Source organism: Salinibacterium sp. G-O1 (assembly GCF_030063305.1).
Lineage (GTDB): Bacteria > Actinomycetota > Actinomycetes > Actinomycetales > Microbacteriaceae > Rhodoglobus.
On sequence record NZ_JASISV010000001.1, the window covers coordinates 167044 to 181002 of the forward strand.

A 13959-nucleotide genomic window follows, 5' to 3' on the forward strand; every position below is an offset into this window, starting at 1 on the left:
CCCTACGAGAACGTTGCCCTGTCGCCGAGCCTGGACCGCATCACCGTGATCGCATCGGGATTCTCATCGACCAGCACAAAGCGGCGGTCGAGCGCGCTCGCCGCAGCGCCCGTCGTGCCGCTGCCCGCGAAGAAGTCGAGCACCCAGTCGCCGGGAGCACTGGAGGCCTGGATGATGCGGCGAACGACCCCTTCCGGCTTCTGGGTGGCGTATCCCGTCTTCTCCCTGCCGGTGGGCGAGACGATGGTGTGCCACCACACGTCGGTCGGAAGCTTGCCGCGAGCGGCCTTCTCGGCGGTGACCAGACCCGGCGCCATGTAGGGCTCGCGGTCGACCGCCAGGTTGTCGAAGTAGTAGGTCTTCGGGTTCTTGACGTAGACGAGGATCGTGTCGTGCTTCGATGGCCACTTCTTTGTGGCCCTCGCTCCGTAGTCGTACGCCCAGATGATCTCGTTGAGAAAGTTGTCGCGGCCGAACAGGGCATCGAGGATGACCTTGGCGTAGTGGGATTCGCGGTAGTCGAGGTGCAGGTAGAGGGTTCCACGGTCATCCAGCAGCCGCCAGGCCTCGATGAGTCTCGGCTCCAGGAACGCCCAGTAGTCGGCGAATGTGTCGTCGTATTTGGTCAGGGTGCCCTTGACGGTCTCGTAGCTTCGACCCTGGAATCCGGTGCGGACTCCGTTGGTGCTGCGCACTGTCTTGATCGAGGTTCGTGTCTGCGTTCGACCGGTGTTGAAGGGAGGGTCGAGATAGATGAGTCTGAAACTCTCATCGGGCAGTGCCGCAATCACGGGGAGGTTGTCGCCGTGGATGACGAGGTTGGGTCCGTCGGGCGTCCAGGGCGTGCTCCCCGGTGTGGCGGGGGCGAGGTCCAGGTCCATGTTGCGAGATTAACAGGTGCCGCCATGTCCGGGTGCGGCTCCCACCCAGGGTCCCCGTGCCCTCACACCCAGGGTCCCCGTGCCCTCACACCCAAGGTCCCCGTGCCCTCACACCCAAATGAAGGAGAAACCGTTCTCTGGATGCCGCGCTGCTGGGCTCCGTGGCATCCGCTCGAGAAATCTCCTTCATTTGGTTGGTGGGTCGCGGGGCGCGGCGGAGTGCGCGAGCGCCGGTAGCCTCGAGTGCGTGACCGAACCCAACCCGAGCGTCGAGCTCAGCACCAACGGCGTCGGGCCGTGGCAGGGCGAGCTTCCGACCGAGGAGCACTACGACCCCGAACTGCTGGAGCGTGGTGACTCGCGCAACGTGATCGATCGCTATCGCTACTGGACGATGGCCGCGATCGTGGCCGACCTCGACGAGCACCGGCACGAGTTCCACGTGGCCATCGAGAACTGGCAGCACGACATGAACATCGGGTCGATCGTGCGCAGCGCCAATGCCTTCGCCGCCGACACGGTGCACATCATCGGTCGACGCCGCTGGAACAAGCGCGGGGCGATGGTGACCGACCGCTACCAGCATGTGATGCATCATCCGGATGTCGCGGCCTTCGTCGCGTGGGCGAACGAGGCTGGCGTCCCGATCCTGGCCATCGACAACGTGCCCGGCAGCGTCATCATCGAGACCTTCGACCTGCCCAAACGCTGCGTGCTGCTGTTTGGACAGGAAGGCCCCGGGCTCAGCCCCGAGGCGATCGACGCGGCGGATGCGGTGCTGGAGATCAGCCAGTTCGGCTCGACCAGGAGCATGAACGCGTCGGCCGCCGCAGCGGTAACCATGCACGCCTGGGTGCTGCAGCACGTCTTTCCGCGCGGCTGAGGCCGCCGAGACCTCCACTTCTGCTGCTTGCAGGGGGAGGGACGCAGCAAAAGTGGAGGTCTCGACGAGAAGACGAGTCGTCAGCCCGCAAGCGGCGTTGGGCGCAGCTCGCGCAGGGTGCGGCCGCGGCCCTGCTTCAGCGCGCCGAGCACGCTGATCGCGAGGGCGGCGATCATCCACACCACAAGCGGCAGGATGGCGCCACCGAGGTTTGACGGGTCGCCGTACATCAGCTGCCGCAGACCCTCGACGGCGTGACTCATCGGCAGCACCTGATGCAGCATCGCGAGCGGTTCCGGAAGGGTCTGCCAGGGGAATGTGCCGCCGGCCACGACCAGCTGCACGATCATTAGCATCAGCGCGAGGAACTGCCCGACGCTCCCCAGCCAGATGTTCAACGCATGCACGATCGCCGCAAAGGTCACCGAGATGAGGATCATGAAGGCGAGGAGACCGGCGGCATTCGCCGGCCGCAGTCCGAGCATCACGGTCACCACCCCGAACAGCGCGGCCATCTGCACGGTTCCGAGCATCGCGGGCGCCAGCCAGCCCGCGATGGTGGTGCGGATGGGCCGTCGAACCGCGGTCAGGGCGCGCCGGGAGAGCGGGCGCACCAGCAGGAAGAGGGCGTACATGCCGATCCAGGCCGCGAGGCTGATGAAGAAGGGCGCGAGCCCCGCACCATAGTTCTGCGCCTCGGTGATAGCCGTCTGGTCGACCGCGACCGGGTCTGAAATGGCGGCGGCGGTGGCGGCTCGCGACTCAGCCGACGTGGAGGGAACCTCCGCAGCGCCCCCGGCGAGCGAGTCACGCAGGGTCGTCGAGCCCTCGGTGACCTGCGCGATGCCGTCGCTCAACGTTGTCGCGCCAGCCGAGGCGCTGGCAGCGCCGTCAGACAGGGTGGATGCGCCAGCCGCTGCGCTGTCGATCGCCTCGGCGAGCGCCGGTGCCTGGGCGCTCAACTGTTGAGCTCCCGTCGAGACCTGTATTGCCCCGGCGGCCAGAGCGGTCATGTTGGGCGCGATCGCCGACGCAATCGCGCTGGTGCCGCCCGTCGCACGACTGAGCGCGTCGAGCTGGTCCAGGATCGGCTGCTGGTCGGCGGCGGAGACGCCAGCGTCGTCGAGGGCGGCGGCAACCTGGGAGCGCACCGCGGGGGACAGTGCCGCGGCCTGCGATGCGGCGGCGGCGAGCCCCGTTGCGGCGTCTGACGCTGAGCCGATTCCGGCGGACACGGAGGAGGCCCCGCTGGCGAGGGCGGCCGCGCTCGAGGGCAGCGCTCCGGCGCTGGCGTCGAGGGTTGCGAGGCCGTCGCTCAGCGACGCGGCCCCGGCGGCGAGAGACGCCGAACCCGAGGAGAGCGACGTCGCGCCGGCCGCGGCGGTGGCCATGGCATCCGCCATTCTCGATGCACCGTCGCTCGCGTCGACCAGCCCGGTGCGCAATGAATCGACGGCATCGAGCAAGGTTCTGGATGCCCCGGCACCCACCCTCTCGACCAGTGCGACCTGCACCGCCGCTGCCGCCTGTTTGGCAAGGGTCGTGCTGAGGTAGCTGTTGGTGTCGTTGGTGGTCAGAACGAGCGACGCGGCCTGCGGGTCGCTGCCGCCCGCTGACACCAGGTAGTTCGAGAAGTTCGCGGGGAACGTGAGGCTGAAGTCGTACGTTCCGTCAGTTACACCGGTGTTGGCGTCGTCGGCAGAGACGAGCACCCAGCCGAAGCGCTGGTCGTCGAGAAGCTGCTCGGCCGCCTCGTTGCCGTAGTTGACGCGCTCGCCGTCAGAGGTCGCGCCGGTATCGGCAACGACGATCGCCGCGGGAATCTGGTCGAGCCGGCTGTACGGGTCGGCGTTACCCCAGAGGTACATGCCGCCGTAGATGACGGGCACGGCCATCAGCGCGATGAGTGCGGTCACTCCCATGCGGCTCGCGGTGAGGCGGGCGAACTCGGAACGAATGAGGGTGAAAATTGTCATCAGGCCACTTCTTCGGATGGTGCAGCGTCGGGTCCGGCGGTCGCGTCGCGCGCGCCCAGATCGAGGAGTCTTTCTGCGGTCACGGCGTCGGTCACGATGACCACGGTGATTCCCCGAAACGCGATCGCCTCGAGTGACTCGTACCAGCCGTCGGGCTCGCCGCCGTGACGCTCCGGCGAGGTCAGGATGATCGCCCGCACGCCCGGTCTCAGCAGGGCCAGCTCGCACAGCAGCCGCACCCGGTCATTCGGTGGAAGCGCGCGCATCGGCACCCGTGCAAACCGCAGCAACTCGTGCTGCTCGAGGAAGGCGCGCACGGCCCGGCGGCCTGCCGGACGATCGGCGAAGACCAGCTCCTCCGCGACCACGCCCGCGAGGCTCACTCCGGCGACCGGCTCGGCGACGACGGGGGTGTCGACGAGAGCCGTGTGCTGTCTGAGCGCGACAGGATCGGTGCGGTCATCCACGCGGATGGCGCCGGTGTCTGCACCGATGCGACCCGCGAGCATCATCGAGACGAGCATCGGCCGCTCGGCGGTCTCGACCTGCACAACGCTGGGGGCACCCGGGCCCGCCCACAGGGTCATCGGTGGCACCTCGGCGCCCAGCCCGCGGCCGATCGCCGCGGCATCCATGGCGAGACGCATCAGCGCGCCGGCCAGGCCAGCTCAGGGGTGCCGTCGATCACCGCGGCGGCCTCGGTGGCACTCAGCCCCACTGTGGAAAGCACGAGCAACATCGCGAGCCGGTGCGCCTCGGGAGCAGCAATATTGTCGCGAGAGGATGCCGCCAGCGCAGAGAGTGCACTGTCTTCGACCAGACGGGCAAGCCGGCCTGCGGGGATGTCGGTACGCAGTTCGCCGAGCGCCACGCCGTCGACGACCGCAGCGAGCACCCGGTCGCGCAGTGGTTGCAGTGCGGCGGCGGTGTGCGTTTTGAGCGGACCCCGCACGGCGAATACGGCCATGACTCGGATGTCGTCAACCTCGAACCAGAGCCGGGACGCGATGAGGGCGAGTCGGATGGTGGGGTCAGGATGATCGACGCCGGCCATGGCATGGGATACGCGTGTGGCGCCGCTGGTCAACAGCTCGCGTAAGAGCTCGTCCCGGGTTGCGAAGTGGCCGTAAACGGAGCGACGGGACAGTCCGGCGCGTGTCGCGATCGCCTCAAGCGAAGCGTCGGCGTCGAGGTTGAGTTCGACGCGCGCGGCGGCGAGGAGCGCGTCACGGTTTTCCGCGGCATCCCTGCGGGGAGCTCTCGTTGTGGTCATGCTCTTCACGCTACTATCTTGCACAGCACTGTGCAAGATAGTTTGCTGACTGTCGGGAAACGCTCAACTTCGTAAGACGGGGTCATGACACCGCACGGCAGGTAGAATGGGGTGTAATCCCGTTTTCTACGAGAGGCTTCAGCGTGCCAGCAATCGTCATCATCGGAGCCCAGTGGGGCGACGAGGGAAAAGGCAAAGCAACCGACCTGCTGGCCGAACGCACCGACTATGTTGTGAAGTTCAACGGCGGAAATAACGCCGGCCACACCGTCGTTGTGGGCAACCAGAAGTACGCCCTGCATCTGCTTCCGTCCGGCATCCTGACCGACGGGGTGGTTCCCGTCATCGGTAACGGCGTCGTCGTCGACATCGAGGTGCTGTTTGACGAGTTGAACGCGCTCTCGTCGCGAGGTGTCGACGTGTCGAAGCTCAAGGTGAGCGCCAACGCGCACGTCATCACCCAGTACCACCGCACCCTCGACAAGGTGACTGAGCGATTCCTCGGCAAGCGCCAGATCGGTACCACCGGCCGCGGCATCGGCCCCGCGTACGCGGACAAGATCAACCGCGTTGGCATCAGAATTCAGGATCTGTTCGACGAGAACATCCTGCGCCAGAAGGTGGAGGGTGCCCTCCACGCCAAGAACCACCTGCTCGTCAAGATCTACAACCGCCGCGCGATTGCGGTCGATGAGGTCGTCGAAGACCTGCTGAGCTATGTCGAACGCCTGCGCCCGATGGTGGCAGACACCGGCCTGCTGCTGAACGAGGCTCTCGACGCCGGCAAGACCGTCGTCTTCGAGGGTGGCCAGGCGACGATGCTGGATGTGGATCACGGCACATATCCGTTCGTCACCTCGTCCAACTCCACCAGCGGAGGGGCGGCGACGGGTTCCGGCGTGGCGCCCAACCGCCTCGAGCGCGTCATCGGAATCGTCAAGGCGTACACAACCCGCGTCGGCGCAGGGCCATTCCCCACCGAACTCAACGACGAATCGGGTGAGTGGCTACGCGCGCGCGGCTTCGAGTTCGGCACCACCACGGGGCGTCCGCGCCGCACCGGCTGGTACGACGCACCGATCGCGCGCTACTCGGCACGCATCAACGGCGTCACCGACTTCGTTCTCACCAAGCTCGATGTGCTCACCGGGTTGAAGACCATCCCCGTGTGTGTTGCATACAGCGTCGACGGCGTGCGGGTGGACGAGGTTCCGGTCTCGCAGTCCGACTTCCACCACGCGGTGCCCATCTACGAAGAATTCCCCGGATGGGACGAAGACATCACCGGCGCCCGCACTTTTGACGAGCTGCCGAAGAACGCGCAGGATTACGTGCTCGCCGTCGAGGCGATCAGCGGTTCGCGCATCTCGGCCATCGGCGTCGGGCCCGACCGCGAGGCGATCATCACCCGCCATGATTTGTTAGGCGCGCTGGAGCTATAAAGATCGCGCCAGCGATCTTGCGACGCCAGCGCCGAGGGAGCCTGCGACCGAGGGTGGCGCTGGAGCTATAAAGATCGCGCCAGCGATCTTGCGACGCCAGCGCCGAGGGAGCCTGCGACCGAGGGTGGCGCTGGAGCTCTAGCGACGTTTTGCGTCCTTTCGGCGCCATCCCGCGCAGGAATCAGGGGCGATTCGCGACCACCTCGGTCTGATCCGACGCCTTAACCCTCTTCTTAACCCCTGCATGACCCTGCGTTTCGACCGGGTAAACCGGTGTCCTCCTTTGTGGGGACTCTAATCTGATAAAGCCAACAACCCGACGGCAGCGTTTACCCCCGTACGACGCTGACGGTTGGTTCCCCCAAAACCCGTAATCCCCTTCGGCTCGATTCCCCCATCGAGCCGAAGGGTGATTGGACTTACCCATGACGCAATTCGCCCACCGCGAATATCCCTGGCAGGCTGCCAACTCCGCCCGCAGGCCCATGCAGCGCACCCGTGTGCAGCCCGCACGCTGGGTCAGGACGTTCTCAACCATCGTGACGGCAAGCGATCTCGTGACGGTCATCATGGCCACGACGGCCACGCACCTGACCTGGTTCGGATTCCGCGAGGTGATGGTCAGCGCGCCCTCATCGATCGGCGTCAACTACTTCACGGTGTCAATGCTCCTGGTCGTCGCGTGGATGACCGTGCTCGCCGCCTCCGGCTCGCGGGATCCGCAGATCCTCGGCACTGACCTGACCGAGTACCGGAGAGTTATCAACGGCACGCTGCTGCTGTTCGGCGCGATCGGCGTGTTCGCAGCAATGACGCAGACCGACTTTGCCCGCGGTTACCTCATCACCGCTTTCCCGCTCGGACTGCTGCTGCTGATCGTCTCGCGCTGGTCGTTGCGCCGCTGGTTGCATGTGCGTCGTCGCCGCGGTGACTTCACGTTCCGCGTGCTGATCATCGGCACGATGGATAACGTTCGCGAACTCATGGCGGCCCTCGCCCAGCGCCCGGATGCCGGATACCGCGTCATCGCGGCATTCATCACGGACGTTTCTGACCCCGATCCCATTCCCGGCGTGAGGGTCAGGGCAGCGAATCGCGGTTCGCTGTTCGAGGGACTGCAGGATGTCTCGGCAGATACCGTCGTTGTCGTCGGCTCGGATGACCTCTCGTCAGCCACCATCAACGAGCTCAGTTGGGAGTTGGACCCCGGGCAGCAGCTGGTGGTCGCACCCCAGCTCGTCGGGGTCGCGGGGTCGCGCATCCACACCCGTCCCGTTGCCGGGCTGCCACTGATTCACGTCGAGACGCCCTCCTACGACGGACCCAAGCGGTTCCTTAAGCGGGCGTTCGACATCGTCGGGTCATTCCTGTTGATCGTGATGCTCGCGCCGGTCTTGCTGCTGACCATCATCCTCGTGGCGTTGTCGTCACCGGGCCCGATCTTCTACCGCCAGGAGCGCATCGGTCTGAGCGGCGCACCGTTCATGATCCTGAAGTTCCGCAGCATGGTCACAGGAGCAGACTCCAGACTTACCGCACTCCTGCGGGAGCAGGGCACGGCAGACGTGCCGCTGTTCAAGCTCGCAAACGACCCAAGGGTCACACCGATCGGTGCGATCCTGCGCCGCTATTCGCTCGACGAACTGCCGCAACTCTTCAACGTGTTGTTCGGCGACATGAGCCTCGTCGGCCCGCGGCCCCAGGTTGATGGCGAGGTGCGCATGTACGACTCGAAGTCGAGCCGCCGCCTCGCGGTGAAGCCGGGGATGAGCGGCCTGTGGCAGGTCAGCGGCCGGTCGAACCTCTCGTGGGAGGACAGCATCCGCCTCGATCTTTACTACGTCGAGAACTGGTCGGTCACCAGCGACATCGTCATTCTGCTGCGCACCTTGCGGGCGGTCATCGGCCACAACGGGGCTGTCTGATTTGTCGACAACCAGAGTGCTGCACGTGGTGGAAAGCTGGGGCAGCGGTGTGCGCGCCGCAGTGCTCGAGTTCGCGACTCTGACCCCGGAGTTCGAGCACCACCTGCTGCGCGGCGTCTCCCGCAGCGAGTTCGCCGACGATGGTGAAGCCGTGTTTGCGAGCATCCACGACCTGCCGTCCGGGCTGTTGCCGTCGATGGCGGCCGTTCGCTCCCGCGCTGCGCAGTTGTTTCCGGATGTCGTGCACGCGCACTCTTCCCATGCGGGCATGGCGGTCAGGCTCGCGCTGAGGAGCACCCGTCGTCGTCGGGTGGTGTACAGCCCGCACTGTTTTGCGTTCGAACGCACCGATCTCCCGTGGGCGGTTCGCTCGGCTGTGCGCGTCGCCGAGCGCGCGCTCGCGGCCAATACCTCGGTGGTCGCGGCCTGTTCCCGCGCCGAGGCCAGCAGCGCGTCATCCCGCCGTGTCGTTTTCGTACCGAACGTGTCGCGCATTCCCGCAACTGCCCCCCGCGCGGGACAGGATTCGCGGCGGATCGTCACCGTGGGTCGCGTCGGGGCGCAGAAAGATCCCGACTTCTTCCGTGACGCAGTCGACCTGCTGCGCCACAGCGGGCACACGATCGAGCCACGATGGATCGGCGCCGGTGACGATGCGGCCGCGACCGCAAGACTCGAGGCCGCTGGCATCGCCACCACGGGCTGGCTCGTCGCTGCTGACGCGTTTCGCGAACTTGCCGGTGCTCGCCTGTACCTGCATACCGCTCGCTGGGAGGGATTTCCGCTCGCGATTCTTGAGGCGATCGACCTCGGCATCCCGGTCATCGCACGCGAGGTCCCCACCCTCGCCGGCGCGATCGCGACCCCGGGCATCCGTACCCCGGCACAGATGGCGGATGCCGCGGCAGAGCTTCTGGCGGGAGGCGCCGATGCCACCGGGCGGAACCTTGACGCCTGGCGCACGCTACTCGCGGGCAACACCGTGGAACAGCAGGCTGCCGCCCTTCGGCGCGCGTATGTGACACGACCGCAGATTCTGATCAACGGCAAATGGCTGGGCGCCCGCCAGAGCGGGATGCAGCGGTTCGCGGGCGAGGTAGCCCAGCGCGTGCTCGACCTGGAGCCTGACTCTCGCGTTCTGGTTCCTCGCGGCGCAGAGCTTCCCGACTGGCTGCCGGTCGATCGCACAACACGCTCCCGGCTGCGGGGCATGCTCTTCGAACAACTCGCGCTGCCGTGGATGGCCAGGGGCGCGATGCTGCTGAACCTCGCGGGTGCCGCGCCGCTGGTCGGGCGTGAGCAACTCGTGGTGATGCACGACGCCACGCCCGCCCGCTTCCCCGCCACCTTCTCGCGGGCGTTTGTGCTCTGGTATTCGCTGATGAACCGCGTGGCCTCGCGACGTTCGCGTCATCTCAGCACCGTGTCGGAATTCAGCCGCGCGGAGCTCAGCGAGGTGCTCGGCGTTCCCGCAGATCGCTTCACCGTCACCCCGAACGGTGCGAGTCACCTCCCGCTTGTGGCCGGCGTCGACAATCCCGAGCTTGAGGCTCGCATCACCGGCGACTACGTCGTGTGCGTGGGCAACCTCACCCCGAACAAGAACCTCGCCCCGGTGACGACGGCGCTCGCCCGCGCCGGGCTCAGCGTGATCGTTGTCGGTGCTGGTGGCGCGAGCCGCGTGTACGCACAGCAATCCGGGTTGGATGAGCCGGGAATCTGGCTCGCAGGGCGGCTGAACGACGCCGAACTGGCCCTCGTCATCTCCCGCGCGGAGGCGCTCGTATTTCCCTCTCTGTATGAAGGCTTCGGCCTGCCCATCGTGGAGGCGCAGGCGCTCGGCTGCCCCGTCATCGCCTCAGATCGCTCGTCGGTGCCCGAGGTTGCGGGTGAGGGCGCGCTGTACTTCGACCCCACGATTCCGCAGCAGGCCGTTGACCTGGTGCGCGGCCTCGACGCAGCGCAACGGCAGCGCCTCGTCGCCCGCGGGTACCGCAACGCCGCGCGGTTCTCCTGGGACTCCACCGCGGCATCCATTCTTGACCGCGCCCTCGGTCTTCAAGCGAAAGAGCCGGTGACCGCGTGAAGATCATCCAGTTCACCAGTTCATTGCTCGCACCACTGGGTGGAGCCGAGCAATACTGCATCGAAATCTCGCGCTGGCTGCGTGACCAGGGTCACGACGTGACGATCATGACCGGATGGATTTCCCCGGAGGTGCAGGAGTCGCTAGCGGCCGAAGGGCTCCCCGTGACTGTCGTGCGCAGCCGCAGGCCCTACCCGCCAGACCGCAAGGGGCCACGGCCCGCCGCTGTGCTGTTCCACCTGCTCGACCTCCTCGGAACCGTGCGGCTATCGCCGACCCTGCACCGCGCTGTGCGCGACGCCGACGTGGTGCACGTTCACCGGCTCCACGGTTTTGGTACCGCGATTCTTCGCCACCCCGGCGTCGCGATGACCGTGCACGACTACGGTCTCGTCGACACGACGACGATGCTGCTGCGGCATGGCAACCAGGTGGATGCCCCACTCGTGCAGCGCCTGCGTGCAGCGTTGATCGGCCGCACCGCGCGCACGGCAACGCTGATTTTTCCCACGGGGAGGTTGCGAGACAAGCACGCCGCGTGGGGGCTCAGGATGCCGGAGCGCACCGAGGTGATCCCGCACGGCTGGCGCATGAAGGCCACAGTCGCTGAGCCGAAGACCGGCCCTGTCGTGTTTCTGTACCTCGGCAAGCTGGTCACCACGAAGGGGGTCGAACTCCTGCTTGAGGCGTGGGGAGAAGGCATCTCTGGCGCGGAACTCTGGATTGCCGGAGCGGGCGATCTCGAACCGGAGGTGCTGCGCGCGGCGGCGGCTGGCAGGGTTCGCTATTTGGGCTGGGTTGACGCCGCCCAGCGCAGCGCCGCGCTCAGTTCCGCGTCTGCTCTTGTGGTGCCGTCGCTATGGCCGGAGAACTTCCCGCTCGTTGCCGCCGAGGCGGTCTTGGCAGGACTGCCCCTCATCAGCACGACCATCGCGGCCCCGCCCGTGCTGGAGCATCGCGGCAACGGGTTGCTGGCTGAACCGAACGCGGTCGATCTGCGCGGCGCGATGGTGACCATGCTCAGCAGCTCGCGTCGAGCCGAGCTGGCATCCGGCAGTCGTACACTCGCCGGCAGCCTCGACTTCGACCTGCACGGCAACCGAATCGTTCGGCTCTACAACCAGATCGTCCCCGGCGCCTCGGGGGTCGGGTCGAAAGGCCGCGGACTGCAGTGATCACCATCCTCGGCATCGTTACGATCGCAGCGGTCTGTGCCGTCTGGTTTCTGAAGCGCGAGTGGATGCAGTTCGTGGTCGGCGTGGCAGTGGCGTTCCCGCAGACCGCCGGACTGATCGTGCTCGGCAACGGGTTCCCGCTGTTCTACCTTGCCGTCGTCATGATCGCTGTCCTGAGCATCCCGTATCTCCTGTTTGCGATCGCCGCGCCGGATCGCGTGCCGGCTATCGACTCGCGCGGGCTCACGGTCCCTGACCGTCTGGCTCTTGCGCTGGTCGCGTGGGCCGCCGTCATCACCATCGCCGGTCCGCGAATATTTCGGGGGATGCGGGTTTTCGCGCCAGAGCTGGGCGTCGACGCTCAGGTGACGAATATGGCCATGTTGCAGCCGTCTCTCGGCAACCTCGCCCAGCTCGGCTATCTGACGTTTGCCGTGCTGTTCCTGCTGCTGTCTGGCCGGATGTTCCAGGTCGATCGTCGCATCCTCGGCACCGCGCTGTGGGTGTCGATAGTGCTCGCCGCGGTGCGGATCGTCGCTGAGCCGTTTTGGCCCCGCGCGTTACTGCAGAACATGCCCACCTTCAACTACGCCACGCCAGAGCGGCTCTCCGGCACGTTTTATGAGCCGTCTGTGCTCGGGCTGTATCTGGTGGCGGCTGCCGGGTATTTTGTGGCGCGGCTGTTCGCCCCCAGCGCTGGTGGTCGTATCCCGGCGGTGATCGCTCTCGCCCTCGTGGCGATCGATTTCGCCATGAACGAATCCGGTACGGCGCTTCTCGGCCTGGGGGTGCTCGGAATGCTTGCGGCGGTGTTCGCATTCGTGAGGTTGGCGGCGGCTCCCCGGCAGCGTGTGCGGCCGTTGCTGGTCGCCGGCAGCGTTGCCGCGATCGGACTCGTGCTGACGCAGCTTCCCTTGCTGGTCTCTCTCGCCGCTGGTTCCGCCGAAGACAAGGCGGACTCCAAAAGTTTCGTCGCCAGGACCGCCTCGAACTTACGGTCACTGCAGATCACGATCGAGAGCGCAGGACTCGGAATCGGCCTCGGCGGCAACCGTCCATCCAGTTTCTTCTTCCTGGTGCTGAGTTGCCTCGGAATCCTGGGTCTTGGGTTGCTCGCCGCACTCGTCGTCGTTGCCCTCACCAGGGCGTTGCGAATCGCCGTGGCGTCACCCGCCGCGTGGGGCCTCGCCGGTGTGCTGATCGCCGCGATCGTGGCGGTTCCTGATCTGTCGATGCCGGTGATCTGGATTTCGCTCGCTGCCTGCCTGTTCCCCTGGCGGCCACCTCAGGTCGAGGTCGAAAATCTCAGGCGGCGCGCTTACCCAATTCCTGTCGCGCTCGCCGACTGAGCGACCAGCGCTCGACTGGCGCTAACGCGCCAAGCGACGCCGTGAAGCGGTGGATGAACGGGTCGAGCAGTTCGCGCCCATGCGCGGTCAGGGGTCCGCTGCGCGTAAACGCGAGCTCAGGGAACCACGGCATTGAGTCTGTGCCCCACAACCGCTGCAGCAGCGCCTGGTATGAGCGTCGGAGCGTCGGGTCTGTGGCAAGACTTTCGCGCCAGCCGGCAGCCCCGCTGACCTGCGTGGCGCTGACCCTGATCAGCACGGTCGGCCGTGCGAGGCGCCTCAGCACGGCGCCGTTCGCCGCAGCGCGCAGCCAGAGGTCGTAGTCCTCTGCGATCGCGGATGGCTGATAGCCACCCGCGTCCCGGAGCGCATCCGTGCGAGCGAGCATCGTGGAATGAGGGTACGGGCAGTCGACGAGCAGAGCTGCAGCAGCGGCATCCGGCCCGAAAGTGATGGGCGGAACAGGCTTCCGAAGGCCGCCCCCGATCATCTGATAGGTGGAGAACACGACATCGGCTCCCTGGTCGATAGCCGCCAGCTGGGCCCGGAATCTGCCGGGCAGGCTCACATCGTCGGAGTCCATGCGCGCCACGAATTCACCGCTGGCGCGCGCGAGAAGGTGCTGGCCAGCGAGCGCGACTCCGCGTTGCTTCCCGCCCGGGATCACTGTGACTCTGGGGTCACCAGTGGATGCCGCAATCGCTGCAGTGTCGTCGGTGCTGGCATCGTCGAGCACGAGCAACTCTGAGTCTGGTGGCATGGCGCGAAGTGTGGACACCACCGCCGAGCGGATGGTGGCGCTGGAGTTGCGCGCAGGCATGAGAACGCTCAGGCGGGGCACGGGCAGCTCCTCGTTGCAGGGGTGATGGGCGGCTCCAGCATTCCATACCGGGGAGGCGGCCGAATGCTTAACCCTCCGATTAACCCGACGGTGTGTGCCCCGGATGCACCCTCCGTTCGTGGCGCGCT

Annotated in this window: 11 protein-coding genes; 6 read left to right on the forward strand and 5 right to left on the reverse strand. The window is 66.5% G+C overall.

The genetic code is table 11. The features are described from left to right. Positions 1-2: 2 nt before the first annotated feature. Positions 3-881: a DNA-methyltransferase gene (locus QMG83_RS00870; protein WP_283503480.1), complete on the reverse strand. Its 879-nt coding sequence runs from the start codon at positions 879-881 to the stop codon at positions 3-5. A gap of 247 nt (positions 882-1128) precedes the next feature. On the opposite strand from QMG83_RS00870, the gene QMG83_RS00875 reads away from it, so the two are divergent. After that, positions 1129-1764, forward strand: a complete 636-nt coding sequence (locus QMG83_RS00875) for a TrmH family RNA methyltransferase (RefSeq protein ID WP_283503481.1) — start codon at positions 1129-1131, stop codon at positions 1762-1764. Positions 1765-1844: 80 nt separating this feature from the next. Here QMG83_RS00875 and QMG83_RS00880 read toward each other — a convergent pair whose 3' ends face one another. From QMG83_RS00880 to QMG83_RS00890, 3 genes are read right to left on the reverse strand one after another with little or no spacing between them, the layout of a single operon-like run. Next, complete coding sequence (locus QMG83_RS00880) at positions 1845-3740, reverse strand: YhgE/Pip family protein (protein ID WP_283503482.1); 1896 nt, start codon at positions 3738-3740, stop codon at positions 1845-1847. After that, entirely contained in the window at positions 3740-4387 is a 648-nt protein-coding gene (locus tag QMG83_RS00885; protein WP_283503483.1) for a hypothetical protein, read from the reverse strand. Before QMG83_RS00885 ends, QMG83_RS00880 begins: the two co-directional genes overlap by 1 nt. Further along, a complete protein-coding gene (locus tag QMG83_RS00890; protein ID WP_283503484.1) occupies positions 4387-5013 on the reverse strand; it encodes a TetR/AcrR family transcriptional regulator in 627 nt (208 codons plus the stop codon). The genes QMG83_RS00885 and QMG83_RS00890 overlap by 1 nt, the downstream gene beginning before the upstream one ends. A gap of 143 nt (positions 5014-5156) precedes the next feature. Here QMG83_RS00890 and QMG83_RS00895 point away from each other — a divergent pair, with 143 nt between their 5' ends. From QMG83_RS00895 to QMG83_RS00915, 5 genes are all read left to right on the forward strand, one after another. Beyond that, positions 5157-6455, forward strand: coding sequence for an adenylosuccinate synthase (locus QMG83_RS00895; protein ID WP_283503485.1), 1299 nt, complete (start codon positions 5157-5159; stop codon positions 6453-6455). A 425-nt stretch (positions 6456-6880) separates the two neighbouring features. Then, positions 6881-8380, forward strand: coding sequence for a sugar transferase (locus QMG83_RS00900; RefSeq protein ID WP_283503486.1), 1500 nt, complete (start codon positions 6881-6883; stop codon positions 8378-8380). Position 8381: 1 nt separating this feature from the next. Continuing rightward, a complete protein-coding gene (locus QMG83_RS00905; RefSeq protein ID WP_283503487.1) occupies positions 8382-10466 on the forward strand; it encodes a glycosyltransferase in 2085 nt (694 codons plus the stop codon). Then, positions 10463-11641, forward strand: coding sequence for a glycosyltransferase (locus tag QMG83_RS00910; protein ID WP_283503488.1), 1179 nt, complete (start codon positions 10463-10465; stop codon positions 11639-11641). The genes QMG83_RS00905 and QMG83_RS00910 overlap by 4 nt, the downstream gene beginning before the upstream one ends. Beyond that, a complete protein-coding gene (locus QMG83_RS00915) occupies positions 11638-12990 on the forward strand; it encodes a hypothetical protein (RefSeq protein WP_283503489.1) in 1353 nt (450 codons plus the stop codon). Before QMG83_RS00910 ends, QMG83_RS00915 begins: the two co-directional genes overlap by 4 nt. On the opposite strand, the gene QMG83_RS00920 is transcribed toward QMG83_RS00915, so the two are convergent. After that, on the reverse strand, positions 12947-13831 hold the full coding sequence (locus tag QMG83_RS00920; protein ID WP_283503490.1) for a glycosyltransferase family 2 protein: 885 nt from the start codon (positions 13829-13831) through the stop codon (positions 12947-12949). The genes QMG83_RS00915 and QMG83_RS00920 overlap by 44 nt on opposite strands. Positions 13832-13959: the final 128 nt, after the last annotated feature.

Coding starts and splice junctions, on each gene's coding strand:
- QMG83_RS00870 (WP_283503480.1), bottom strand. CDS start 881: ATGGACCTGGACCTCGCCCCCGCCACACCGGGGAGCACGCCCTGGACG.
- QMG83_RS00880 (WP_283503482.1), bottom strand. CDS start 3,740: ATGACAATTTTCACCCTCATTCGTTCCGAGTTCGCCCGCCTCACCGCG.
- QMG83_RS00885 (WP_283503483.1), bottom strand. CDS start 4,387: ATGCGTCTCGCCATGGATGCCGCGGCGATCGGCCGCGGGCTGGGCGCC.
- QMG83_RS00890 (WP_283503484.1), bottom strand. CDS start 5,013: ATGACCACAACGAGAGCTCCCCGCAGGGATGCCGCGGAAAACCGTGAC.
- QMG83_RS00900 (WP_283503486.1), top strand. CDS start 6,881: ATGACGCAATTCGCCCACCGCGAATATCCCTGGCAGGCTGCCAACTCC.